This window comes from Bradyrhizobium sp. SZCCHNS3016, assembly GCF_032484535.1.
Taxonomy (GTDB): Bacteria; Pseudomonadota; Alphaproteobacteria; order Rhizobiales; family Xanthobacteraceae; genus Bradyrhizobium.
Window position 1 is genome coordinate 187,619 of record NZ_JAUETE010000014.1, and the last position, 24,856, is coordinate 212,474.

Consider the following 24,856-nt stretch of genomic DNA (forward strand, 5'->3'; position numbering starts at 1 on the left):
ACCGTGACAAAAGTCAATTGCATACGTGCAGTCTGACAATCCGATCTGAGACATTTGGCAGATTGTGGCCGACCGGACCGTCCGGTTGATGCATCGCAAAACTTTTCCCTGGTGCCCCGAATAACTGCTGTGGCGTCGAAGCCATACGTCGAGGCCACCATGGACGCCGTAGATTTCAGCCCTGAGCACCGAACGCGAGCACTCTGGCTCTCAACAATCTCGTTCACGATCTGCTTTGCGGTGTGGACGATCTTCTCGATCATCGGCATCCGGATCAAGCAAGAGCTGGATCTGAACGAAACCGAGTTCGGTCTCCTGATCGGCACCCCGATCCTGAGCGGCTCGCTGATCCGGCTGATGCTCGGCATCTGGACCGATCAGTATGGCGGGCGCCGCGTCTACACCGTCGTGATGCTCGCCGCGGCGGTCGCGACCTATCTCCTGACCTGGGCGCATACCTATCCGCAATTTCTCGTCGCCGCGCTCTTCGTCGGAATCGCCGGTGGTTCGTTCGCGGTCGGCGTCGCCTATGTGTCGCGGTTCTATCCGACGGCCAAGCAGGGCACTGCGCTTGGAATCTTCGGCGCCGGCAATGTGGGCGCCGCCGTCACCAAGTTCGTCGCGCCGTTCGTGCTGGTCGCCTATGGCTGGCAGACCGTGGCCCAGATATGGGCGCTCGCGATCGGCGTCATGGCGATCGTCTTCTGGCTGTTCTCCGAGGAGGACCCGGTGGTCCGCTCGCGAAGGCATCGCAAGCAGAAGGCCGGCAGCGCCTGGCTCGAGCTCGCGCCGCTCAAGAACATCCAGGTCTGGCGCTTCGCGCTGTACTACTTCTTCGTTTTCGGCGCCTTCGTCGCGCTGTCGCTGTGGCTGCCGCAATACCTGATCAAGGTCTACGGTGTCGGAATCCAGTCGGCCGGCATGATGGCCGCCATGTTCTCGTTTCCGGCCAGCGTGTTTCGCGCCTATGGCGGACACTTGTCCGATCGCTTCGGTGCCCGTCGCGTGATGTACTGGACATTTCTGGTCGGTGTCGCCGCGACCTTCCTGTTGTCCTACCCGCCGACGGACTACGTCGTGACGACCGTCAACGGAAAGGTCGGCTTTCATCTGGAGATGGGGCTCGTCCCGTTCGTCGTCATCGTCTTCGTGCTCGGCTTCTTCATGGCGCTCGGCAAGGCCGCCGTCTACAAGCACATCCCCGTCTACTATCCGAACAATGTCGGAGCCGTCGGCGGCCTGGTCGGCATGATCGGCGGGCTCGGCGGATTCGTGCTCCCGATCGCGTTCGGCGCGCTGGTCGATCTCACCGGTCTGCGAACCAGCTGCTTCATGCTGCTCTTCCTGCTCGTCGCGGTCGCGCTGGTCTGGATGCATCTCTCGATCCGGCAGATGGAGCGCGGCGTTGCCGGCGAGGCGCTGAAGAGGCTGCCGGAGCTGCCGGAAATGGAGGAGATCCACCGGCCCGAGCACATCGGAGCCCTGGCCGGCGCGGTTCTCACCGACTGGCGGCCTGAGGACGACACGTTCTGGAGGGAGCAGGGCCGAGCCATCGCGCGACGCAATCTCTGGATCTCCATTCCGGCGCTGCTGTTATCCTTCGCGGTCTGGCAGGTCTGGTCTGTCGTGGTTGCGAAGCTGCCTTCGGTCGGCTTCAAGTTCACGACCGACGAGCTGTTCTGGCTGGCGTCGCTGCCTGGGATCTCCGGTGCAGTTCTGCGCATCTTCTACTCCTTCATGGTGCCGATCTTCGGCGGCCGGCTGTGGACCACGCTGGCCACGTGGTCGCTGCTGATACCCGCGATCGGAATCGGCTATGCGGTGCAGAATCCCGCAACGCCCTATCCGGTGTTCCTGATATTGGCTCTGTTGTGCGGCTTTGGCGGCGGCAATTTCGCCTCGTCGATGGCCAACATCTCCTTCTTCTTTCCCCGCGCCGAGAAGGGCAACGCGCTCGCGCTCAATGCCGGCCTCGGCAATCTCGGCGTCAGCGTGGTCCAGTTCGTAGTGCCGATCGTCATCACGGTCGGCGTGTTCGGCTGGTTCGGCGGAGATCCGGCGATGGCGACGAGCGGGTCGCAGCCGATGCCGATCTGGCTTCAGAACGCCGGCTTCGTCTGGGTGCCGTTCATCGTCGCCAGTGCTTTCGCCGCCTGGTTCGGGATGAACGACATCGCCTCCGCGAAAGCGTCCTTCGCTGATCAGGCCGTCATCTTCCAGCGGCGGCACAACTGGATCATGTGCTGGCTCTACACCGGCACGTTCGGCTCGTTCATCGGCTATTCCGCGGGCTTCCCGCTGCTGGCGAAGACCCAGTTCCCGGCCGTCGACGCGTTGCAGTTCGCATTCCTCGGGCCGCTGGTGGGTGCCTTGTCGCGGTCCGCGACGGGCTGGATGGCCGACAAATGGGGCGGCGGGCGCGTGACCGTCGGGGTGTTCCTGCTGATGATGGCCGGCGTGCTTGGGGTGCTCTATTTCCTCGGCATCAAGGATCAGCCCGGTGCATTCTGGGGCTTCTTCGCGATGTTCCTGCTGCTGTTCTTCGCGACCGGCGTCGGCAATGCATCGACCTTCCAGATGATCCCCAACATCATGCGCCAGGAAATGACCCGGCTCATGCCGACCGCGGACGCGGAGACGCGGCTGCGCCAGGCCGAGAAGGAATCCGCCGCCATCACCGGCTTCACCTCCGCGATTGCCGCCTTCGGCGCATTCTTCATTCCCAAATCCTACGGCACCTCGATCGACCTCACCGGCGGCGTGCAGGCCGCCCTATGGGGCTTCTTCGGCTTCTACGTCACCTGCGTGCTGATCACCTGGGCCGTCTACACCCGCAAGGGCGGCGTCCTGCACGACGTCGAACGGCGCCGGGCGATCGCGGCCGCTGCCCAACCCGCTGAATGAGGACGTAAACGATGAGCCATTTTCTCGATAGGCTGACCTTCTTCACCCGGGCCAAGGAGGAGTTCGCAGGCGGACACGGCGTGACGACGACCGAGGACCGTTCCTGGGAGGAGGGCTATCGCAAGCGCTGGCAGCACGACAAGATCGTGCGCTCGACGCATGGCGTGAACTGCACCGGCTCCTGCTCGTGGAAGGTCTACGTCAAGGGCGGCATCGTCACCTGGGAGACCCAGCAGACCGACTACCCCCGGACGCGCCCTGATCTTCCCAATCATGAGCCGCGCGGCTGCGCCCGCGGCGCGAGCTATAGCTGGTACCTCTATTCCGGAAACCGGGTGAAATATCCGCTGGTGCGCTCGCGGCTGCTCAGGCTGTGGCGCGAGGCGCGAGCGCGGATGACGCCGGTCGCAGCCTGGAAGTCGATCGTCGAGAATCCGGGCAAGCGCTCGGACTATGTGCAGAAGCGCGGACTGGGCGGCTTCGTGCGGGCGAGTTGGGCCGAGGTCAATGAGCTGATCGCGGCAGCCAATGCCTATACGGTCAGAACCCATGGTCCGGACCGCGTGTTCGGATTTTCGCCGATCCCGGCGATGTCCATGGTGAGCTACGCGGCCGGCGCGCGCTATCTGTCGCTGCTCGGCGGCGTCTGCATGTCGTTCTACGATTGGTATTGCGACCTGCCGCCGGCCTCGCCACAGACCTGGGGCGAGCAGACCGACGTACCTGAAAGCGCGGACTGGTACAATTCAGGCTTCCTGATGCTGTGGGGCTCCAACGTGCCACAGACGCGTACGCCGGATGCGCACTTCTATACGGAGGTACGCTACAAGGGGACCAAGAGCGTCGTTGTCTGCCCGGATTATTCCGAGGCTGCGAAATTCGCCGATCTCTGGCTGTCGCCGAAGCAGGGCACCGACGCGGCGCTCGCGATGGCGATGGGTCACGTGATCCTCAAGGAGTTTCACATCGACCGGCAGACGCCGTACTTCAACGACTATGTGCGCCAGTATACGGATATGCCATTTCTGGTGCGGCTGGTGAAATCCGAGGGACGGCTCGTTCCTGAGCGGTTCGTGCGCGCCTCGGATTTCGCCACATCTCTCGACGAGGCCAACAATCCCGAATGGAAGACCGTCGCCTATGATGAGATCAGCGGGGCCATTGTCGTGCCCAAGGGATCGGTCGGCTTCCGCTGGGGCGAAAGAGGCAAGTGGAGCCTGGAAGAGAAGAGCTCGGCGAACAGCGACACCCGACTGCGGCTGTCTCTGGCCGGCATCGAGGACGACATCGCACCGGTGGGATTCCCCTATTTCGGCAACCGTCAGCACGATCACTTCAGCGGCACCAATCATCCGGATGTGCTGACCCGCAACGTGCCGGTGAAGCGACTTCGTCTTGCCGATGGCGAGGCGGTCGTGGCCACTGTGTTCGATTTGTTCGCCGCCAATTACGGCGTCGATCGCGGCTTCGGCGGCGACCACCTCGGCAGGAGCTACGACGATCTGGAACCGTACACTCCGGCATGGGCCGAGGCGATCTGCGGCGTGCCGCGCGGCCAGATCATCGCGGTTGCCCGCGAGTTTGCCTCGAACGCGTCCAAGACCCGGGGGCGCTCGATGGTCATCGTCGGGGCCGGTCTGAACCACTGGTACCACATGGACATGAACTATCGCGGCATCATCAACATGCTGGTGATGTGCGGCTGTGTCGGCCAGTCCGGCGGTGGCTGGTCGCATTATGTGGGTCAGGAAAAGCTGCGGCCGCAGTCGGGCTGGACGCCGCTCGCCTTTGCGCTCGATTGGGGGCGCCCGCCGAGGCAGATGAATTCGACTTCGGCGTTTTACGCTCACACCGACCAATGGCGCTACGAGACGGTCAATGTCAGCGAGATTCTCTCACCGACCGCACCGGCCGGTTCTTGGGGCGGAGCGCTGATCGACTACAATGTCCGCGCGGAGCGCATGGGATGGTTGCCGTCCGCGCCGCAACTGCAGGCCAATCCGATCGAGGTATCGAAGCGCTCCGCCGCCGCGGGCCTGGAGCCGAAGGACTACGTCGCGAAGGCCTTGAAGTCGGGCGAGCTGAAGCTCTCCTGCGAGGATCCCGATCATCCGAAGAACTGGCCCCGCAACCTGTTCGTCTGGCGCTCCAACTTGCTCGGCGCCTCAGGCAAGGGCCACGAATACTTCCTCAAGCATCTGCTCGGCACCAAGCATGGCGTGATCGGCAAGGATCTTGGCGACCAGGGCCACAATAGACCGGTCGAGGTCACTTGGCACGAAGAGGCCCCGGAAGGAAAGCTCGATCTGCTGGTCACGCTCGACTTCCGGATGTCGACCACGTGCATGTATTCGGACGTCGTGCTGCCGACCGCCACTTGGTACGAGAAGAACGACCTCAATACGTCCGACATGCATCCCTTCATCCATCCGCTCTCGGCGGCGATCGATCCGGTGTGGGAATCGCGCAGCGATTGGGACATCTACAAGGGGATCGCCGAGGCCTTCTCCAGGGTCGCGCCCGAAGTGCTCGGGGTCGAGAAGGACGTCGTGCTGACCCCGATCATGCATGACAGTCCGGGCGAAATCGCGCAGGCGTTCGACGTCAAGGACTGGAAGCAGGGCGAGATCGATCCGACCCCCGGCAAGACCATGCCAGCGGTCACGGTGGTCGAACGTGACTATCCGAATCTCTACAAGCGCTTCACCTCGCTTGGACCGTTGATGAACAAGCTCGGCAATGGCGGCAAGGGGATGGCCTGGAACACCGACCATGAGGTCGAGCTCCTGAAGCGCCTCAACGGCGTCGTCGCTGACGACGGGCCGACCCGGGGGCTGGCTCGCATCGACAGTGCGGTCGACGCTTGCGAGGTGATCCTCAGCCTGGCGCCGGAAACCAATGGCGAGGTCGCGGTCAAGGCGTGGTCGTCCCTGGAGCAGTTCACCGGCCGCGACCATGCTCATCTCGCCATTCCGAAGGAAGACGAGAAGATCCGATTCCGCGACGTCGTCGCGCAGCCGCGCAAGATCATCTCGTCGCCGATCTGGTCGGGGCTCGAGTCGGAGAAGGTCTGCTACAACGCCGGCTACACCAATGTCCACGAGCTGATCCCGTGGCGGACGCTGACCGGCAGGCAGCAGCTCTATCAGGATCACCTATGGATGAGGGCCTTCGGCGAGGGCTTCTGCGTCTACCGGCCGCCGATCGATACCAAGACCGTCAAGCCGGTGATCGATCGCAAGCCGAATGGCAATGCGTCCGTCATCCTGAACTTCATCACGCCCCATCAGAAGTGGGGCATCCACTCCACCTATACCGACAATCTCCTGATGCTGACCCTGTCGCGCGGCGGTCCCATCGTGTGGATCAGCGAGATCGACGCAAAGGCTGCCGGTATCGCCGACAATGACTGGATCGAGGCCTACAACACCAATGGCGCGCTGGTTGCGCGCGCCGTGGTCTCGCAGCGGGTCAAGCAGGGCATGTGCATGATGTATCATGCTCAGGAAAAGATCGTGAACGTGCCGGGCTCCGAGCAGACGGGGCTGCGCGGCGGCATCCACAATTCGGTCACGCGTGTCGTTCCGAAGCCGACGCACATGATCGGGGGCTACGCTCAGCAGGCCTATGGCTTCAACTACTACGGCACGGTCGGCGCCAACCGCGACGAGTTCGTCATCGTCCGGAAGATGTCGAAGATTGATTGGCTGGACCAGTCGACTGCTGACCGGTCGGCCACGACCCCCTCGGAGGCTGCAGAATGAAGATCCGTGCTCAGATCGCAATGGTGCTCAATCTCGACAAGTGCATCGGCTGCCACACCTGCAGCGTGACCTGCAAGAACGTCTGGACCAGCCGCGAGGGGATGGAATACGCGTGGTTCAACAACGTCGAGACCAAACCGGGCGTTGGCTATCCCAAGGATTGGGAGAACCAGTCCCGCTGGAAGGGAGGCTGGTCGCGCAATCGCGACGGGTCTATCCAGCCCCGGATCGGCGGCAAGTGGCGGGTTCTGGCGAATATCTTCGCCAATCCAGACCTCCCCGAGATCGATGACTACTACGAGCCGTTCACCTTCGACTATCAGCACCTGCAAAGTGCGCCCGAGGCATCTGCGATGCCGACGGCACGGCCGCGCTCGTTGGTGTCTGGGGAGCGGATGGAAAAGATCGAGTGGGGACCCAACTGGGAAGAGATCCTGGGCGGCGAATTCGCCAAGCGCTCTCAGGACATCAATTTCGACGGCGTGCAGAAGGAGATCTACGGCCAGTTCGAGAACACCTTCATGATGTATCTGCCGCGGCTGTGCGAGCATTGCCTCAATCCGGCATGCGTCGCATCCTGCCCGTCCGGCGCGATCTACAAGCGCGAGGAGGACGGCATCGTCCTCATCGATCAGGACAAGTGCCGCGGCTGGAGAATGTGCGTCTCCGGCTGTCCATACAAGAAGATCTATTATAACTGGTCCTCGGGAAAATCCGAGAAGTGCATCTTCTGCTATCCTCGGATCGAGGCGGGGCAGCCGACCGTGTGCTCCGAGACCTGTGTCGGACGCATTCGCTATCTCGGTGTCGTGCTGTATGACGCGGACCGCATCGCAGAGGCCGCGGCCAAGCCCGACGAGGGCGATCTCTACCAGGCCCAGCTCGACATCTTTCTCGATCCGAACGATCCGAACGTGCTTGCGGAAGCCGAGCGCCAGGGCATCCCTCATGCATGGCTGGAGGCGGCGATACGGTCGCCGATCTGGAAGATGGCGATGGAATGGAAGGTCGCCTTCCCCTTGCACCCGGAATATCGGACCCTGCCGATGGTCTGGTATGTGCCGCCGCTGTCGCCGATCACGTCGGCGGCCTCGTCCGGCAAGATCGGGCACGATGGCGAGATGCCCGACGTCAAATCCTTGCGCATTCCGATGCGGTACCTCGCCAATCTGCTGACTGCGGGCGACGAGAAGCCGGTGACGCTGGCGCTCGAGCGAATGCTGGCCATGCGTGCCTATATGCGGGCCAAGACCATCGACGGTGTGGTCGACGAGGCGATCGCGAGGCGCGTCGGCCTGAGCGGCCCGCAGATCGACGACATGTACCACATCATGGCGATCGCCAACTACGAGGACCGCTTCGTGATCCCGACCGCGCACCGCGAGCTCGGTGCCGACGCGTTTGATATCCGCGGCTCCTGCGGCTTCTCGTTCGGCAACGGCTGCTCCGGGGGCGAAAGCGAAGTCAACCTGTTCGGATCGCCGCGTAAGGCCAAGAACCCGATGGAGGTCGCCTGATGAAGACGTTCAAGGTGTTGTCGGCATTGCTGAACTATCCGAGCGGGGAATTGATCGCGGCCATCCCGGAGCTCGCGCGGGTGCTCGACCAGGAAGGCCTCGTCCAGCCTGGCATTCGCCGGGAGCTCGATGTGCTGCTGCAGGAGATCGCGACGGGCGACGTCTACGACCTGCAGGAGCGCTACGGCCTGCTGTTCGATCGCAGCAAGACCCTGGCGCTGCATCTGTTCGAGCACGTCCATGGCGAAGGCCGCGACCGCGGCCAGGCCATGGTCGACCTGCGGGCTATGTATGACCGTGCGAACCTCGTCATCGCCGGCAACGAGCTGCCGGATTATCTGCCGCTGTTCCTCGAATTCCTCGCCACCCGGGAGCTTGCGGACGCGCGCGAGTTGCTCGGCCAGACCAGTCACATCATCGCCGCGCTCGCGGAACGATTGGGGCGTCGGCAGTCGAGCTATAGGGCGGTGTTCGATGCGTTGCTCCAGATCGCCGCGGAGCAGCCCCGCGCGGAGATCGTCGATGAGCTGCTGAAGGCGGCGGACGTGGATCCGATGGACCTGCACGCGCTCGACGCGGCCTGGGAGGATGAAGAGGTCAGGTTCGGCCCGGGAGGGGGCGACCCGGCAGCCTGTGGGCACGACAATCTGATCGCAAAACTGCGCCACGCCAAACGTGCGGTCAACGCGCCGCCGTCACAGTTGCAATGAGGGGATTGGCCATGCAAACGCTCAATGCCATCGTCTTCGGCTGGTATCCCTATCTCTGCCTGACAGTCTTTCTGGTCGGCAGTCTGATTCGATTCGACCGCGAGCAATACACGTGGCGCTCAGGCTCAAGTCAGCTGCTTCGGCGGCGCCAATTGATCTGGGGCTCGAACCTTTTCCATGTTGGGATCCTCTTCATTTTTGCGGGTCATTTCGTCGGGCTGCTGACGCCGATCTGGGTGTTTGACATGCTCGGCGTGTCCCACGGCTTCAAGCAAATGCTCGCGATCGTCGCCGGTGGCGGCGCCGGACTGATGTGCCTGGTCGGCATTTCGCTCCTCGCGCATCGCAGGCTTTTCGATCCCAGGATTCGCGCGACGTCGTCTTTTGCTGACACGGGTATCCTTCTGGTGCTGTTCGCCCAGCTGCTGCTTGGCTTGGCGACCATCCCCGTGTCGCTCGGTCATCTCGATGGTCATGAAATGGTCAAGTTCATGGCCTGGGCGCAGGGCATTCTCACGTTGCAGCCCGGAATCGCCGCCAACATTGTCGACGTCCATCCGATCTTCAAGGCGCATCTGGTCCTGGGAATGACCATCTTCCTGCTCTTCCCCTTCACCCGCCTGGTCCACATCTGGAGTGCGCCGGTGTGGTATCTCGGCCGCCGCGGCTATCAGGTGGTGCGCAGCCGCGACGGACGCCGTCATCTTGTGCAACCAATTCAGCCTGCGGAGTAGCCGATGGACTGTTCATTGGGCGCGTCGCTTCCAAAGCCGAAGATGGTCAGTGTGAACGGGGTCGTGATCGAACGCGACGTCATTGCCCGGGAAGTTCAGAACCATCCGTCGGACAAGCCGATCCTTGCCTGGCAAGCGGCGGCGCGCGCGCTTGCGGTGCGCGAATTGCTGAGACAGGAGGTCAGGCGGCTCGGCATAACTGCCGCTCCTCTGCGCGATGCCGAAGGTCGCAGCGAAACCGAGGAAGAAGCGGCGATGCGGGCGCTGATCGCACGCGAGGTTCTGATACACGAGCCGGACAAATCGACGTGCCGTCGCTTCTACGATCAGAACAGGCAGCGGTTTCTGGTCGGTGAACTCTACGAAGCCTCTCACATCCTGCTGATCGCGCCGAGCAGCGATTCGCTGGCTCGATCGGCTGCGCGAGACGAGGGGCGGACGATTGTGGAGGCCGTGCGGAGAAGCCCGGAACTGTTCGAGACCATCGCGCGCGAACGCTCCGATTGCAGGGTCTCGGCGGAGAATGGTGGCAGGCTCGGGCAGCTGTCGCGTGGGCAGACGACCGCAGAGTTCGACGCCGCGCTGGCCCGGATGTCGGTTGGAGAGGTCGGTCTGATTGAGACACGCTTTGGTATCCATGTCGTGCGCCTCGACCGACGGGCCCTTGGACAAGTCCTGCCGTTCGACATGGCAAGGGCGCGCATTTCGCAATATCTCACCGAGCGTGTGCGGCATCGGGCGCTCGCGCAATATGTAGCCAATCTGGCAGGCCGCGCGGAGATCGTTGGCGTGACGTTGCCGGCGCCGCAATCGGTACTGCCGCAGTAGAGGGGGCGATCATGCTGCTCGGGGATCTCATTCACGATCTCAGTGACGACGCGAAGTCGAGTGCGGTGTTGCAGGGGTGTGGCGACCTCACGCTCCTGGTGCGCATCAGCTCTGTCGCGGATCGCCTCGGCGAGGATGTCGGTGAGTATGCGTCGGCTGCTGTCCGGCGCTTTGCAAATCTCGCAGAGAACGAGGATTGGCTCGGGTTGATGAGCGCTATCGACAGCGCCGCCGACCCCGCGATCGTCTGTCTGACGTCCATGATCAATTGGTCGCTGCAGAGGGATGAAATCGATCATTCCTAGAACGGATCCAGCGCAGGCTATCTGTGCTGGAGGGGCGGGCTAAAGATGTCGAAGCATCAAATTGATGTTGGGATTCGCATGCACGATGAGATGGTAGAGAAAGTCGGCGTTGCGGCCGCGCCGCTCGTGGCGCTCGTATACGACGACGGGAAATATCCCTACGAGACGTTCGATCACCTCGTGGATCACTCGCGTCGAGCGCGATTGAAGGTCGCCGGCGCACTGCAGCGAAGGCTGTTCCTCGACGAAAATCGCAGGTGCGACGTCCTGCTCGAGGAGATCGACACGGCAAATCAGACCCCGATCTTCGAGGATCGTGGATCGGGAGCGAGAGGTTGCCGGCTGGATGAATCGGCGCTGGCAGAGGTGACAGTTCGAGTCCTCGCCAGCCTGGATGCGCGTCCAAACATCCTGGTGTTGAACAAATTTGGTAAGGCAGAGTGCGGGGGAGGCGGAACGCTTGATCTGATTGCCCGCGCGTTGGACCTTGCGATACCGACGCTTGTCGCCGTGCCGCGCAGCAATATCGATGCCTGGAGAGATTTCGCCGGAGATATGGGGGTTGAGCTCGAAGCCCGCGGAGACGTGGAGCGGTGGCTGGAAAGTGTTCGGCAGGATCGAACCATAGACTCAGCCAGCCAGCTGCGCTGATTGCGATTGCGAGCAATCGAGGGGTCGGGGGACACAGAACTGCCAAGCCAGACCCCCGAAGATGTCTGCCGGCTGACATGGATGTTCCTCGACGCGACAGGGAGTCTGTCGGTCGAGCTGGAGTGGTCATCACGACGCTGATGACGCGGAATGTTGCGCTCCGACAAAGAATGGCTGGTCGGGCCAGTTTAGCATCTTTCCGATCGCCGGGGATCGTACGCAAGCTCATTGTTCGCGTCCCCTTGCTGCGTTCCTCCGGGCGCCACGGCAACTGCCGAATGACGCATCGTCGTCGCGAGTGCTGCGTCCGCGATCAAGAACTGGAGCCGCTCATGATTGGGGCGAAAATCTCGCGCTGGACGATGAGCTATTTCGCGGCAGCGCTGGGGTGGCTGCTCGTTGCCTTGGCAATGCTGGTCGGCGGACTCGGTTACCCCGCCGCAGAGCTCGGCGCTCCCGATACGCTTATCGTTGTGCATGCGGTCTGTATCGGTTGGCTCAGTCTCTCGGTATGCGGCGCCTTGTTCCAGTTCGTTCCCGTTCTCGTCGCAAGGCCGCTCCCCTTCGACAAATGGGCCTTGCCGGCCTTGTTCCTCATCAACGTCGGTCTGGTCTGCTTGATATTGGGGTTCCTCTCACTGGCCGGACGAATTGCTCCAGCCGTTTGGCTTCTGCCGGCCGGCAGCGTGGTGCTCGGCGCGGGTCTGGCGATGGTCGCGCTCGATCTGGGCCTGACTCTCTTCAGCCAGCCGAAGGGATCTGCTCTATTTGTCATCGCCGGACTTGGCGCGTTATGCGCAACTGTCGCGCTCGGCGCCGCGTTCGCGTTTGCCCTCGCCGGATCGGCGGGCGCCTTCGGCGACGCGCTCCTGGCCGCGGCGATTCCGATCCACGCGATTGCCGGGCTGGGAGGCTGGCTGACCCTGACCGCCATGGGGGTGAGCTATCGCCTGCTGGCCATGTTCATGCTCTCGGCGGACCTCGGCGAGCGACAGAGCACATCCGCGCTGAAATTCGGTGCGCTCGCGCTATCGGTGGCAGTCGTGGGCGGATTGTTCGCAATCGGCCTCGGGGCCGAGCTCGGAGCCGTGCTCATCCTCGCCGCCGTTCTTGGGGTGATCTCGCTTGCGCTCTATGGACGGGACATCGCGGCGATCTATCGCTCCCGCAAACGGCGCCAGCTCGAGCTGAACATGCGGATGGCAACCCTGTCTTTCGCCAATCTGGCGGCGACGGTGACGCTCGGCACCGTCATCATCGTCACCGGAAAGGTCGGCGTTCATGTCGGCGCGTTCGCGTTCTTGGCCGTGTTCGGCTGGCTGTCTGGTCTCATATTCGCGAAGCTCTACAAGATTGTCGCCTTTCTGACCTGGCTCGAAACCTACGGTCCCGTGATGGGGCGCGCCCCGACGCCACGGGTTCAGGACCTGGCGGTGGAACGTCGGTCCGAGAAGTGGTTCATCATCTATTTTCTAGGCGTCTGGGCGGCGACCATCATGTTGATGATGGGCGAGGGCCAGGCGTTTCGCGGCGCCGCGGCGGTCATGGCCGTGGGCAGTATTGGAATCATACACGAGCTTGTGCGAGTCCGACGTCTTTCCGATGTTGCGGGCTCCCGGAGGCTTCCGGCCGGAGCCATCGCGCCAAGCCTGTTGTTCGCCAGAAACTAGGAGGAGAGCCATGACCGCGTACATTGACGTCGACGTCCGACCGATTCTCAGGGCCGGAGGCGAACCGTTCTCCATCATCATGGACGCGGTCGACCGGCTGGCGCCAGGCCAGGGTGTGCGGCTGATCGCGAGCTTCAGGCCGGTTCCGCTGCTCTCCGTCATGGCAGGAAAGGGCTTCGCCCACACCGATCGACCGCTCGACGATGGCGACTGGGAAGTGCTGTTTTCGCCGTTGGCTGCCGAGGACGCCGGTCAGGAAGACGCTGGTGCCAGCCTCGCATTCGAGCGATGGCCAGATCCCGTAGTCACGCTCGACAACCGAGAGCTCGACCCACCCGAGCCGATGGTGCGCATCCTTGCGGCCGCGGAGGAGTTGGGCCCTGGAGAGACCTTGTCGGCACTTCTGGGCCGCGAGCCGGTCTTCCTGTTCCCTGAACTTGAGAAGCGTGGCTTTCACTGGCTCGGCGGGTTTACGCCGGATGGATCGACCTACGAACTGTCGGTGAGGGCTCCGCTATGAGCCGCGATGTCATCGACCGCATCCGCGACGCAATGCGCGTGGTCATCGATCCGGAGCTGGGGGAAAACGTGGTCGATCTCGGCTTCATCTATGAGATCACGGCGACGGATGGCATCGTGCATGTCACGATGACGGCCACAACGCCCGGGTGCCCCGCAACGGGTTTTCTCAAGGAAGGGGTCGCAAGCAGCATTGCGGAGATTGCGGGCGTCGAAGCCGTGGACGTGACGATGACATTCGATCCGCCTTGGACGCCGTCCAGAATTGATCCGGCCGTTCGTGCTGCGCTGGGTTTCGACAACGTCAACTGACCGAACGAAAGCGAAAAGCTGGCAGCGGCTCGGCCGGAGAGGCGGCGTCGTTACGCCCGCTCGTCGAAGAACACGTCAACCGCCGTGGACGCCTTCGGCCCATCGCCCGAGTGCGTCTGTCGTGTTCTGTCTTCAAATCCTATCGTCTGTCTTGCTTCGTCATCTCAACAAGATTGCCTGCTTCGGTCGTCCGCTCCGGAAGCCACTCCCGCGCGTTGGCGTGGAGCCCGGGGACGCCGAGCAGGTTGATCGCGCGACAGGCGATCTGCTCGATGACGTCATCGAGCGACTGGGGCTTCAGGTAGAACGCCGGCATTGGCGGCGCGATGATCGCGCCGATCTCGGTGGCCTGCGTCATCGCTCGGAGATGACCGAGATGCAGCGGGCTCTCCCGCACCAGGAGTATCAGCCGGCGGCGCTCCTTGAGTTGAACGTCGGCGGCGCGGACCAGCAGGTTGTCGAGCTGGCCCCAGGCGATCGCCGAGAGGGTGCGGATCGAGCAGGGCGCCACGATCATGCCGGCTGCAGAAAACGAGCCGCTGGCGATGCTCGCGCCGATGTCGGCGACATCATGAGCATGCGCCGCCAGATCACGCAGCCGCGCGAGGCCGCCCTGGCCGACCTCCTCGTGCAAGGTGCGCACGGCAGCGTCCGACACCACGAGATGGACCGCGCATTGCGGCTGCTCCGCGAGCCGTTCGACGATGCGCGCACCGATCGCGGCGCCCGAGGCGCCGCTGATGCCGACGATGACGTGATGCCGCCCGTTCATGTCGAGGCCGTTCGGTCGGCTATGGCGTCGCCGAGGCCGAGGCTCGGCCACATCGCGTCGATGCGCGCGGCTATAGCAGGGTCCATCGCCAGCACCTCGCCCCAGGCGCGTTCGGTCTCGACCCCGAGCTTGGTTGTGGCGTCGATGCCGAGCTTCCCGCCGAGGCCGGATTTTGGCGAGGCGAAGTCGAGATAGTCGATCGGCGTGTTGGCAAGCGGCACGAGATCGCGCGAGGAGTCGCAGCGCGTCGCGACGGCCCACATCACCGCGCGCCAGTCGCGGACGTCGATGTCGTGGTCGACCACGATGAGGAGCTTGGTATAGCTGAACTGCGGCAGCATCGACCACAGGCCGAGCATGATGCGGCGGGCCTGGCCCGGATAGCGTTTCTCGATCGCTACTACGGCGATCCTGTAGGAGCAGGCCTCCGGCGGCAGATAGCAGTCGACGACCTCCGGGAATTGTCGTCGGATCAAGGGGACGAACAGCGTGTTCAGCGCCTCGCCAATTCGAGACGGCTCGTCCGGCGCGCGTCCCGTGAACGTCGACAGATAGAGCGGACTTCGACGCGTAGTGATCGCGGTGACCTGAAGCACCGGAAAGCTCTCGACGGCGTTGTAGTAGCCGGTGTGATCGCCATAGGGCCCCTCCGGCGCGGTCTCCGTGGCCGACACGATGCCCTCGATCACGATCTCGGCGGCCGCCGGCACCGTCAGGGGCACGGTGAGGCATTCGACCAGCTCGGGACGGTCGCCGCGCAGGATGCCGGCGAAGCGCAGCTCGGAGATGGTCTCGGGCAACGGCAACACGGCGCTGAGGATGGTGGCGGGATCGGCCCCGATCACGACCGCAATCGGCATGTCGCGCCCCTGCGCCTGCCACTGCTGGTGGTGGCGGGCGCCGCCGCGATGGGCGAGCCAGCGCATGATGGCGCGATCGCGGCCGAGCACCTGCATGCGGTAGACGCCGACATTTTCCTGCTCGCCAGCGGACGCGTCCGGCGGCACGGTGATGACGAGCGGCCACGTCAACAGCGGCGCCGGCTCGCCCGGCCAGCATATCTGGGCCGGCAAGGTGGTCAGGTCGATGTCATCGCCCATCGTGACACATTCATGCACCGGCGCGGCTGATCGCAGCCTCGGCCGGGTCGACAGCGCTGCGCGTGCCAGCGGCAGCTTCTGCAGCGCTTCCCTGATGTCGCGCGGCGGCTGCGGGGCGCGCAACTCCGCCATCATCTCGCCGAGCTCCGCCAATCGTTCCGGCTGCACGCCCATGCCCCAGGCCACCCGCTCCACGGTGCCGAAAAGATTGGTGACGAGCGGCATTGCCGAGAGCGAGCCGCATGCCTTGATCGGCCGTTCGAACAGCAGCACGGGCCCTTCGGCGGAGATGACGCGGCGATGGATCTCGGTGATCTCGTGGACGACCGAGACGCTGTCGCGAATGCGTCGCAGCTGTCCCCGCTCGTCGAGAAAGCGCAGGAAATCCGACAGCTCGCGGAAGCGAGGGACATCACGTCGCAACGATAGGCTCCGTTCAAAAAACGCCTCGTAGCTGGAACAATCAGTGTGATCTTTGTTCCGGGTCAAATACTTCCCCCGCCGATCCGGCCAGAGCTTGTGCCATGAGCTCTCTTCAGGACGCGTCTTCGACCTCACTGCCCCTGTTGCCGCCACTGCTCAGGCAGGTGCTGCGTCCGTTGCCATTGCTGCCCCTGCAGATCGCGCTCGGCGCTTTCCTGCGTGGGCTCTTGCGCCGGCATCCGCATCTGCTCGACCGGCTCGGGTCGCATCGCGGAAAGCGCTTTGGCATCAAGCCGACCGATCTGCCGTTCGCATTCGTGATTCAGGCGGGCCCACAGCAGCCGCAACTCGCGGCGGTGCGCGAGTTGCCCACCGGCCTCGATGCGTCCATCTCCGCGTCGATCGTGAGCCTGTTGGCGCTGGTCGAGGGCCGGCTCGACGGCGATGCGCTGATGTTTTCGCGTCAGCTCGTCATCGAAGGCGATATCGAGGCGGTGCTGGCGCTCCGCAATGCGATCGACGATGCCGGTCTGGACCTGGTCGGCGAGATCGCAGCGCTTTCGGGGCCGTTCGGCGTGCCCGCGCAACGCCTGCTCGCGGCCGCGCGTGACTCGCTGCTGAGATCAACGACGAACGAAAGCGGGATGCGACGATGGAGCTGATCTGTCCGGCAGGGACGCCGGCGGCGCTGAAGAGCGCGGTCGAAGCCGGTGCCGATGCCGTCTATTGCGGCTTCGCCGACGAGACCAATGCCCGCAACTTTCCCGGGCTGAATTTCAGCCGCGAGCAGATGCGCGAAGGAGTAACGTTCGCGCATCGGCGCGGCGCCAAGGTGCTGGTTGCGATCAACACCTTCCCGCGCGCCGGCGCCGTCGAGCTGTGGCGTCGCGCGGTCGACGATGCCGTCGAGGCCGGAGCCGACGCGCTGATCCTTGCCGATGTCGGGCTGATGCACTATGCCGCGCGGCGCCATCCCGAACAGCGACTGCATGTCTCGGTGCAGGCGGCGGCGGCGAATGTCGACGCGATTGCGTTCTATGTCGAGAATTTCGGCGCCCGCCGCGTGGTGCTGCCGCGCGTGCTGAGCGTGCCCGAGATCGCCGATATCACCCGTGAGACGGCATGCGAGACCGAGGTGTTCGTGTTTGGCGGACTATGCGTTATGGCCGAGGGGCGTTGCTCGCTGTCCTCCTACGCCACCGGCAAGTCGCCGAACATGCAGGGGGTATGCTCGCCGGCCAGTCATGTCGTCTATCAGGAGACGATACTGGGCACGACCTCGCGGCTTGGCGCTTTCACAATCAACCGTTTCGGACGCAACGAACCTGCCGGCTATCCAACGCTGTGCAAGGGGCGTTTCTCGACCGCACAGGGCTCTGGCTACATCTTTGAGGATCCGGTCAGCCTCGATGCCACGACCCTGCTCGCAGGCTTGCGCGAAGCCGGCGTCACCGCGCTCAAGATCGAGGGCCGCCAGCGCGGCCGCGCCTATGTCGACGGGGTCGTGCGGCATTTCCGCAGCGTGCTGGCAGCGCTCGATGCCGGCCGGTCCGCCGACGCGTCCGACCTCACGGCGTTCACCGAAGGGCAGGCCACCACGCAGGGCGCCTACCGCAAGACCTGGCGCTAGGACGACATGACAATGGCGGAACAAGGCGCAGGCCGAATGCAGCTCACTCTGGGGCCCGTGCTCTACAATTGGCAGCCCGAGCGCTGGCGTGATTTTTACTTTCGCATGGCCGACGAGGCCCCGCTCGACCGCGTTGTGGTCGGCGAGGTCGTCTGCTCGAAGCGCGCGCCGTTCTTCGAACCCCATTTGCCTGAAGTCATCGAGCGGCTTATGGCTGCCGGCAAGCAGGTGCTGCTGGGTTCGCTGGTCCTGGTGTCGTTGCGACGCGAGCGCCGGCAGACGGCAAGCCTCGCCGAGTTTGGCCACGGTCTGGTGGAGGTCAACGACCTCACCTGCCTCAAATCGATCGCCGGTCGGCCGCATGCCATTGGGCCGTTCGTCAACATCTACAACGAGGCCAGCGCCGCGTTTCATGCCGTCCAGGGCGCTACCCGGATCTGCCTCCCGCCGGAACTGCCGCTGTCCTCGGTTGCCGCGATCGCCGGCGCCGTGCCGCAGGTGGCGATCGAAGTGTTCGCCTTCGGCCGTGTGCCGCTCGCGATCTCCGCGCGCTGCTATCACGCCCGCCTGCACAAGCTCGCCAAGGACAATTGCCGCTTCGTGTGCGAGCAGGATCCGGACGGCCTCGTCGTGACGACGCTGGACAATGAAGCGTTCCTCACCATGAATGGCGTGCAGACGTTGTCGCATGGTTGCTGCAACCTGCTCGGCGATCTCGATCGTCTGACGCAGAGCGGCGTGAGATCGCTGCGGCTGTCACCTCAGGCCTGCGACATGGTCGCGGTGTCCGAGCAATTCCAGGCGGTCCTGGCGGGCCGCGTGGAAGCTGAGGCCGCCAGGGACCGCTTGCGCGAGATCTATCCGGACGTTCCATTCGCCAACGGCTTCTTGCACGGCACCCCCGGTGCCTCCTACGTCTCGGGGTAGGTACTGCCGTGTCCTTCTGTCGAGGTAAACTCGGATGTGCTCAGTGTGCATGTTGACTGACCACGGATGGACGACGTTGAGAGACGGCGCGCAGCCCGTTCGTGCCGGCATGCTGCAGATTGCTGACCGCGCCCAGGCGGAAGCCCAGGAAGCCGGGGAAATCGTGGTCTGTCCCCGATTTCCCCTCCAAACGGCTGGCGTCCTACGCGCCGACCGCAGAGCCCAGCTGACAACTGACGCCTCATCCCGATTTGTCGCTGAACGCGGCGGGAAGCGTAGCGAGGAACGCCATGACGCGCTGCGTGCGCAGCGGTGGCCGGCGGTCCGAGGTGCGTAGCATCCATAGGGGCTCCGCCGGCGCGCGCCACGGCTCAAGCACTTCGACGAGCCGACCTGTGCGCAAGTCGTCGTGGACGAGCCATGCCGGGCCCCAGCCAATGCCGAACCCATTCGCGATCAAAGCGACCGAAGCGTGCGCGTCGTCGCAAATGTGCTTGGGCTTGGGCGCGACGCGAACGAGTTTTTTGCCGCGCTGGTCGGTGAAGCGCCAGGTCAGGATCTGCCCGCTCGCGGGATTGCGGAAGCCGACGTGGTCATGTTCGGACAGCTCGTATGGAGTCGCCGGCGCGCCGCGCGCGTTCAGATAGGCGGGCGAGGCGCAAGCGATCCAGGAGAACGTGCAAAGCCGCCGCGCCAGATGACCGGGCGCGCGATCGAGGGGTCCTGAGCGGATGGCGATGTCGACGCCTTCCGCCGCGAGATCAAGAATCTCGTTGCGGAATTTGATCTCGATCTCGATTTCCGGGCGCTCCCGCAGGAACGCAGGCAGTCGCGGCAGGATGCAGGCACGCGCGAACGAGGCGGGGGCGGTCACTCGCACCCGTCCGCCATCGTTACCCGCGGCTTCGCCGAGCGCGGATTGGACGCGATCGAGACTTTCGGCCAGCGCGCGTCCCGCCGCCATCAGCCGCTCGCCCTCTTCCGTCAGCGCCAGCGAATGGGTGGTGCGATGCAAAAGCCGTATTCCGCGAGCCTGTTCGAGGCGGGCGACCGCCTTGGACATCGCCGAGGTGGTCGTCCCCGCCCGCCGCGCGGCTTCGGCGAAGGAGCCCGCCTCGACGACGCGGACGAAGGCGAGGAGGCGCGAGAGGTCGGGAGGCAAGGCCGTTGTGGACATTCTGTCCACATAGTCATGGCGGCGGGGTCGCTACAAGAGGCCGTTCCGATGGGCCAAATGGGGAGCGTCAGCGCGCATGCTGCGCCGCTAGAAACCGCGAGAAGTCCCATGAACCCCATCGAAATCACGCTGCAAGCCCTCGACGCCGCCGAGCGCGCGATTCCCCCCGGCCAGCCGGTCTACATGCTCAATCTGCTGCGCTACCGCGCGTATGCGCGTTACGAGGACGGCTTCGACGCCGCGCCCTGTTCGGGCCGCGAAGCCTTTAACGAACGCTATAGACCGGCCTTCCGGCGTCTCGCAGCCGGTAAGCCGCTGGTGCGGATGTTTTCCGGGCCGGTCCTGGCGAGCCTGGTCGGCCCGCAAGGCAAACGCTGGGACGAAGCGGCGATCAATGAATACGGTGATTTCGCCGCCTTCCGCTCGATCGTCGACACCGAGACCTACCAGCGCGAAGTCGCTCCGCATCGGCACGCGGCGCTCGAGGATTTCCGGTTGTTCGCGCTCGCCAAGGCGATGTGAACGCATTGAGGCGGCGGCCTTATGCATTCGCCTTAACCCAACGTGACGCTACGACGAGCCCGGGAATCCGTTCCACCGATCGCAAGAATTGGTGTCGCGGGCCCCGGGATTTGGACTTGTTCATTGGCATTTGGGCTGCCCGCCGACAAGAAAACAGGGCTTCCGAAATAGTGGGTCTAGCGATGTAGCGGACCCCCGCTACCACGCGTGACCCACTATTATAGCGGGCCTCTGGGAACACATCTCCCCCGAGCAACGCGGCCAGCTTTCCCTTGACTTCAGTCTCAAAGCCCTCCCGGGGTCCCTTCGGGTGAACCGCGACGCCATGCACGAGGGCCCGGAAATCGTCGATCAGGGTGCCTCGGTCGTCGTCGGCACTGGCGTGGCCCGCCATCCTTTCCGCCAGCGCGTCGACGGTCGCGACATGGCGATCCAAGGCTGCCGGATGCAGGGCCACAGGGATGGTGGCTACCTCAAGCGCGGCCCGTTCCGCCTCGACACGCTGTCGTCCCTCGTTCAGCTCTGCAATGCGTTGTCGGGCATCTTCCTCTGAACTGATATACCTGATCACAAGATCGATGTTGCGCTGCCGCTCGCCCTCGATCCGATCGCGCTTCGCCTCCAGTCGCGTACGCGTTGCGGCCGCGTCTCCGGCAAGCCGCTCTCTTTCACGATTGTAGTTGCGCACGTAGATTTCGATCAGCCGAGGATCCTTCAACTCCTCGGCCATGTCGCTTAGGACCAGATTCTCGACGTCCCGAACGTACAAGATCCTGCGGTTCGAACAGCTGCCGCTTTCGCGCACGGCCGAACAGCGGACCCGGGTCTCAGCAATCGCGCGATTTCCGGGTACGGAACCTCCTCCGTGCGCAACAGCGTAGCGCTCCATGCGCGGCGTCCACACGCATTGCGTAGCGTCGCGCCCAATCCTCAAGCTCAAGGGTCACGCACAATGTTGCTGCGCTGATTGTGGTCCTTGATGTGCGCCAACTCATGCGTTGCGTACGGTGTACGAGATAAGTGACCTGGCTTTTTGGAACGCGAACAATTCAAACTTGCCACTGACCGCAGTGCCTTCGATGGACGTTAGCACCAATCGATGTCGATCTATTCGGTAGAGCACAGGCGTAGGAGATATTGTTCGCTATCGGCGATAGTGGGCATCGTTCTCAAATTGTAAGGCTTGGCCGCGTATCTAAAATTTAGAATGAGGCATATTCGACTTGATGAAACTGATTGAGGTCAAGTCAAGCATTCAAGACCGGTAAGCGGGCGCTGTGCCATTTCGAAAGAATGCGATCAGGCACCTCGGAGGCCGTTCCTGATCGGTCGACGGAGGAGGCGCTTCGCGTCGATTGGGACGATCCCGATCGAAATGAAAGCCAGTGGCACCGTTGATCCAGATCAATAGCAGTCGGCTGTAACGGCGCGATCTTTTTACAAGAGAGGTGCGCCATGTCCGTGCAGTCGCCTTTGACTGACTCACCGAGACCTTCGAGCCCAGACGAACGCACTCGCCAGGTCGATTCAGCAGCCTGGGCGGTGTTCTTCATCTGGGTCGGTGTCGTCATGCTCGCCGACCTGCCCTGGGCTTGGTTCCTTGTAGGAGTCGGCGTCCTCGTTGTAGGCGCGCAGATCGTGCGACAGCAACGGGGCCTGAAGATCGAGATGTTTGGTGTAATTGTGGGGCTCATCATGCTCGCTGCCGGCATCTGGGATCTTGTTGCTCTGCCCTTGCCGCTTATGCCCATTATCTTGATCGTGCTCGGCGGCTATCTGCTTTGGAAGACGCTTTCGCGAAGGACTGAGTCTTCGTAGGCGCGTGGTAGTGCGCGGCGCAGGGAGGCCGGGATGACTTGGATGACCAAATTGGTCGTGCTGGGGTTGGCCGCAGTTGGCGGCGTGGTCGCGCTCCGGTGTCTTCCGGTCGAGCCGCGGCATCGCTTGACGCGCACAGCAGGTGATTGGGTGAACAAGAAGATGCTCGCCCACATGGGGCGGATAATGGCGAGCCTTCCGGAAGGCGCCCCACCCAAGCTGGTTATGTCTGTCCTGCCCAAGCTCCAGGCGCAGAATGAAGAGATACTCGAGCTGCTACGCGTGCAGAACGAGCTTCTTCGGCGAGGGCAGAACATCAGCGAGTTAAGTTTGGACGCCTGACGCTCCCTAAGCACCCGGAATGACAATATCCGCCGGTCCCACCATTCGCGCTCACGTTGGTCGCGCAGGATTTTGGATCATGCTGGTCGTAGCCGCTGCCTTCGCCAGTGCGGCGAATGCGCGGCAGGCGCACCGGATGCCGATCTCCGGCCGGGGTGACGGTTACGACGGATATTGGAATGGTCTCATCATCACTGACGCCGGCACGTGCGATCGCACCTGCAGTCTTCCCGTCCATATCGCAGGTGGACATGTGCTGTCCGGAGGAATGGCCGAGGTTGCTGGCAGTGTCCCTCGCAGCGGTGATCCCAGTCTCGCTGATCCATCATTCGGTTCAGACGATGAGTGTCCTTTCGCTTACTTCATCTTTGGGTTCAGTCGAGAGTCCGCTAAACCCTTGCGGGCGCAAGTTCCAGGCACATTGGGCCGGTCGTGACGATCGGCGTCTCGTACGCGACTATCTATGATACAGGCCGACCAGAGTCGCCTCGGCAAGGGTGAACTTGCGCGCCTCGCGTTCGACGTCGCGGCACGAAGCATTCGCCCGTATATTCAGATGATCCGCCGAGAGCGCAAGGAGCCGGAAATGATAGTGGTGGACCCCATGTCCCGGCGGAGGACACGGTCCTCCATAGCCAATCTTCCGGAAATCGTTGGCGGCCTGCTTCAGCCCGGGCTTCTGTGATGCGCCATCCACAAGGCCGGTTTGCGTGGGTGGAATGTCGTAGACCGCCCAATGATGCCAGGTGCCGCTTGGGGCATCGGGATCGTCACAGAGCAGGACATAACTGCGGGTTCCCTCGGGTGCGTTGGCCCACTGCAGGTGCGGGGACAGGTTTTCGCCGTCGCAGGTGAAGCGTCGCGGAATAGTCGAGCGGTCGACAAAAGCCCCAGACAGGAGTTCCATGGTTCTCTCCTAGCTTGAGGAGGAGACAGGCGCTGGTGTGCGCAGATATCGCTCGAACCACTGGCTGGCATGGTCGATGACGGTGTTCATTGCGCCCGGCTCTGGAAACAGGTGCGTCGCCCCAGGAATGATTTCCAGTTCCGTTGGCCCGCCAAGCCGGGTGAGCGCCTCCTCGTTCAGCTCGATCACGCCGGAGTCGGCGCCGCCCACGATCAGCAGGGTTGGCGCATGGACATGGGACAAGGCCTCGCCAGCCAAATCCGGACGGCCGCCGCGGGAGACCACGGCGGCAATTCGATGAGGCAATTGAGCCGCGGCGACAAGGGCGGCCGCGGCTCCGGTGCTGGCGCCGAACAATCCAACCGGGAGGCCGGCAATCGCTGGTTTAAGGCCTTGAAGCCAGTCGACGGCTGCGACCAGCCGCTTTCCAAGCATTCCGATATTGAAAACGTTCGAGCGGTCATGCTCTTCTTGCGACGTGAGAAGATCGAATAGCAGCGTCGCAAAGCCCCGCTCATTCAGCCCCTGCGCGACCGCGATGTTCCGGATACTGAATCGGCTTGAGCCGCTGCCGTGTGCAAAGACGACCAGGCCACGTGCATTTTCCGGCAGGGTCAGCGTTCCTGCCAGCCCGAATGGCGGAATGCGAACGTCGAACGCTTGATCGATCTTCATGACGCATCCGCTCTGGGTCAGCCCTGGAGGTTTCTGAGTTGGGCCGGAAGATGGGCCATCAATTTCTCGAATTCGCCGGGATCCAGCTTTTCCCATAGCACTTCGTAGATTCCACGCGCGGCCGTGAGAGGATCGATGGGAAATTGCGGCGGAAGCTCTCTGCCAACATGCGCTACAAATTCGTCGATGTGCCGCTCCTTGGTCGGAGTCGCGGCCATATGCCAGCCCTCGTAGTAGATGCCGCGCACGATGATCGGTAGCTGCGCGCCGAGCTTAGCTGCGACCTCCGGCGGCAGACGGTCGCGCAGCGCGTGCAGGACGGCTCGCAACGCATTGTAGGCATGGTGGCGGCTTTCCAGGGCCAACTGCTCATCGATCGCTTTGAGCCAAACATTGGTTTCCTGAACCGAATGATCCAATGCAGTCACACCCGTTGTTGTGCTCATGGTGTCGCTCCCAGGACAGAGACAGGTGGTCAATTAGTCGCAGCCTGTCTTCGACCTGCTTTGACCTGCCGCAAAGTTCCCCGAAGGAGGGCAACAAAATGAACGCCGCCGGGCGTTCCGGACCGGCGGCTAGTTGTGGTCTTCCAGGAGGTTGTCCATCCGGTCTGAACCGAGGAAGCTGAGGTTGCGAAGCTTCAGTGTTC

24 protein-coding genes are annotated in these 24,856 nt (G+C 63.4%); 17 read left to right on the plus strand and 7 right to left on the minus strand.

What is annotated here, in order from left to right; genetic code table 11:
- Positions 1-159 precede the first annotated feature (159 nt).
- The 11 genes from QW881_RS25160 to QW881_RS25210 all read left to right on the plus strand — a co-directional run bounded on the left by QW881_RS25160 (position 160) and on the right by QW881_RS25210 (position 13,914).
- Positions 160-2,904: an MFS transporter gene (locus QW881_RS25160; protein ID WP_315757298.1), complete on the plus strand. Its 2,745-nt coding sequence runs from the start codon at positions 160-162 to the stop codon at positions 2,902-2,904.
- Between the two features lie 11 nt (positions 2,905-2,915).
- On the plus strand, positions 2,916-6,668 hold the full coding sequence (locus tag QW881_RS25165; protein ID WP_315757297.1) for a nitrate reductase subunit alpha: 3,753 nt from the start codon (positions 2,916-2,918) through the stop codon (positions 6,666-6,668).
- Positions 6,665-8,185 (plus strand): nitrate reductase subunit beta, encoded by a 1,521-nt coding sequence (gene narH, locus QW881_RS25170; RefSeq protein ID WP_315757296.1) that lies wholly within the window; start codon positions 6,665-6,667, stop codon positions 8,183-8,185. Before QW881_RS25165 ends, narH begins: the two co-directional genes overlap by 4 nt.
- Positions 8,185-8,895, plus strand: a complete 711-nt coding sequence (narJ, locus tag QW881_RS25175) for a nitrate reductase molybdenum cofactor assembly chaperone (RefSeq protein ID WP_315757295.1) — start codon at positions 8,185-8,187, stop codon at positions 8,893-8,895. The genes narH and narJ overlap by 1 nt, the downstream gene beginning before the upstream one ends.
- 11 nt (positions 8,896-8,906) lie before the next feature.
- Positions 8,907-9,629, plus strand: a complete 723-nt coding sequence (gene narI, locus QW881_RS25180) for a respiratory nitrate reductase subunit gamma (protein ID WP_315757294.1) — start codon at positions 8,907-8,909, stop codon at positions 9,627-9,629.
- Positions 9,630-9,632: 3 nt separating this feature from the next.
- Positions 9,633-10,457: a peptidylprolyl isomerase gene (locus QW881_RS25185; RefSeq protein WP_315757293.1), complete on the plus strand. Its 825-nt coding sequence runs from the start codon at positions 9,633-9,635 to the stop codon at positions 10,455-10,457.
- An 11-nt stretch (positions 10,458-10,468) separates the two neighbouring features.
- Entirely contained in the window at positions 10,469-10,762 is a 294-nt protein-coding gene (locus QW881_RS25190) for a hypothetical protein (protein WP_315757292.1), read from the plus strand.
- Positions 10,763-10,807: 45 nt separating this feature from the next.
- Positions 10,808-11,413: a DUF2478 domain-containing protein gene (locus QW881_RS25195; RefSeq protein WP_315757291.1), complete on the plus strand. Its 606-nt coding sequence runs from the start codon at positions 10,808-10,810 to the stop codon at positions 11,411-11,413.
- 278 nt (positions 11,414-11,691) lie between these two features.
- Positions 11,692-13,083, plus strand: coding sequence for a hypothetical protein (locus QW881_RS25200; protein ID WP_315757290.1), 1,392 nt, complete (start codon positions 11,692-11,694; stop codon positions 13,081-13,083).
- Positions 13,084-13,093: 10 nt separating this feature from the next.
- Entirely contained in the window at positions 13,094-13,603 is a 510-nt protein-coding gene (locus QW881_RS25205; protein WP_315757289.1) for a DUF2249 domain-containing protein, read from the plus strand.
- Entirely contained in the window at positions 13,600-13,914 is a 315-nt protein-coding gene (locus tag QW881_RS25210; protein WP_315757288.1) for a metal-sulfur cluster assembly factor, read from the plus strand. Before QW881_RS25205 ends, QW881_RS25210 begins: the two co-directional genes overlap by 4 nt.
- 139 nt (positions 13,915-14,053) lie before the next feature.
- On the opposite strand, the gene QW881_RS25215 is transcribed toward QW881_RS25210, so the two are convergent.
- Together QW881_RS25215 and QW881_RS25220 are read right to left on the minus strand one after the other, a co-directional pair.
- Positions 14,054-14,686: a UbiX family flavin prenyltransferase gene (locus tag QW881_RS25215; protein WP_315757287.1), complete on the minus strand. Its 633-nt coding sequence runs from the start codon at positions 14,684-14,686 to the stop codon at positions 14,054-14,056.
- Positions 14,683-16,209, minus strand: a complete 1,527-nt coding sequence (locus tag QW881_RS25220; protein ID WP_315757286.1) for a UbiD family decarboxylase — start codon at positions 16,207-16,209, stop codon at positions 14,683-14,685. The genes QW881_RS25215 and QW881_RS25220 overlap by 4 nt, the downstream gene beginning before the upstream one ends.
- Before the next feature lie 143 nt (positions 16,210-16,352).
- Here QW881_RS25220 and QW881_RS25225 point away from each other — a divergent pair, with 143 nt between their 5' ends.
- The 3 genes from QW881_RS25225 to QW881_RS25235 are packed head-to-tail and all read left to right on the plus strand — an operon-like array spanning position 16,353 to position 18,766.
- Complete coding sequence (locus QW881_RS25225) at positions 16,353-16,871, plus strand: SCP2 domain-containing protein (protein ID WP_315757285.1); 519 nt, start codon at positions 16,353-16,355, stop codon at positions 16,869-16,871.
- Entirely contained in the window at positions 16,862-17,839 is a 978-nt protein-coding gene (locus QW881_RS25230; RefSeq protein ID WP_315757284.1) for a peptidase U32 family protein, read from the plus strand. Before QW881_RS25225 ends, QW881_RS25230 begins: the two co-directional genes overlap by 10 nt.
- A 36-nt stretch (positions 17,840-17,875) precedes the next feature.
- Complete coding sequence (locus QW881_RS25235) at positions 17,876-18,766, plus strand: U32 family peptidase (protein WP_315757283.1); 891 nt, start codon at positions 17,876-17,878, stop codon at positions 18,764-18,766.
- 241 nt (positions 18,767-19,007) lie between these two features.
- On the opposite strand, the gene QW881_RS25240 is transcribed toward QW881_RS25235, so the two are convergent.
- Positions 19,008-19,943, minus strand: a complete 936-nt coding sequence (locus QW881_RS25240) for a LysR family transcriptional regulator (RefSeq protein WP_315757282.1) — start codon at positions 19,941-19,943, stop codon at positions 19,008-19,010.
- Between the two features lie 108 nt (positions 19,944-20,051).
- Here QW881_RS25240 and QW881_RS25245 point away from each other — a divergent pair, with 108 nt between their 5' ends.
- The gene (locus QW881_RS25245) at positions 20,052-20,465 is read left to right on the plus strand and encodes a hypothetical protein (protein ID WP_315757281.1); all 414 of its coding nucleotides are present in this window, start codon (positions 20,052-20,054) and stop codon (positions 20,463-20,465) included.
- Positions 20,466-20,484: 19 nt separating this feature from the next.
- Here the strand turns inward: QW881_RS25245 and QW881_RS25250 are convergent, their stop codons facing one another.
- The gene (locus QW881_RS25250) at positions 20,485-21,354 is read right to left on the minus strand and encodes a hypothetical protein (RefSeq protein ID WP_315757280.1); all 870 of its coding nucleotides are present in this window, start codon (positions 21,352-21,354) and stop codon (positions 20,485-20,487) included.
- A gap of 566 nt (positions 21,355-21,920) precedes the next feature.
- Here QW881_RS25250 and QW881_RS25255 point away from each other — a divergent pair.
- Positions 21,921-22,283 (plus strand): hypothetical protein, encoded by a 363-nt coding sequence (locus QW881_RS25255; RefSeq protein ID WP_315757279.1) that lies wholly within the window; start codon positions 21,921-21,923, stop codon positions 22,281-22,283.
- A gap of 42 nt (positions 22,284-22,325) precedes the next feature.
- Positions 22,326-22,625 (plus strand): hypothetical protein, encoded by a 300-nt coding sequence (locus QW881_RS25260; protein WP_315757278.1) that lies wholly within the window; start codon positions 22,326-22,328, stop codon positions 22,623-22,625.
- Between the two features lie 457 nt (positions 22,626-23,082).
- Here the strand turns inward: QW881_RS25260 and QW881_RS25265 are convergent, their stop codons facing one another.
- From QW881_RS25265 to QW881_RS25275, 3 genes are read right to left on the minus strand one after another with little or no spacing between them, the layout of a single operon-like run.
- On the minus strand, positions 23,083-23,532 hold the full coding sequence (locus QW881_RS25265) for a YbhB/YbcL family Raf kinase inhibitor-like protein (protein WP_315757277.1): 450 nt from the start codon (positions 23,530-23,532) through the stop codon (positions 23,083-23,085).
- Positions 23,533-23,541: 9 nt separating this feature from the next.
- On the minus strand, positions 23,542-24,207 hold the full coding sequence (locus QW881_RS25270) for a dienelactone hydrolase family protein (RefSeq protein ID WP_315757276.1): 666 nt from the start codon (positions 24,205-24,207) through the stop codon (positions 23,542-23,544).
- Between the two features lie 17 nt (positions 24,208-24,224).
- Positions 24,225-24,653, minus strand: coding sequence for a DUF2267 domain-containing protein (locus QW881_RS25275; RefSeq protein WP_315733835.1), 429 nt, complete (start codon positions 24,651-24,653; stop codon positions 24,225-24,227).
- Positions 24,654-24,856: the final 203 nt, after the last annotated feature.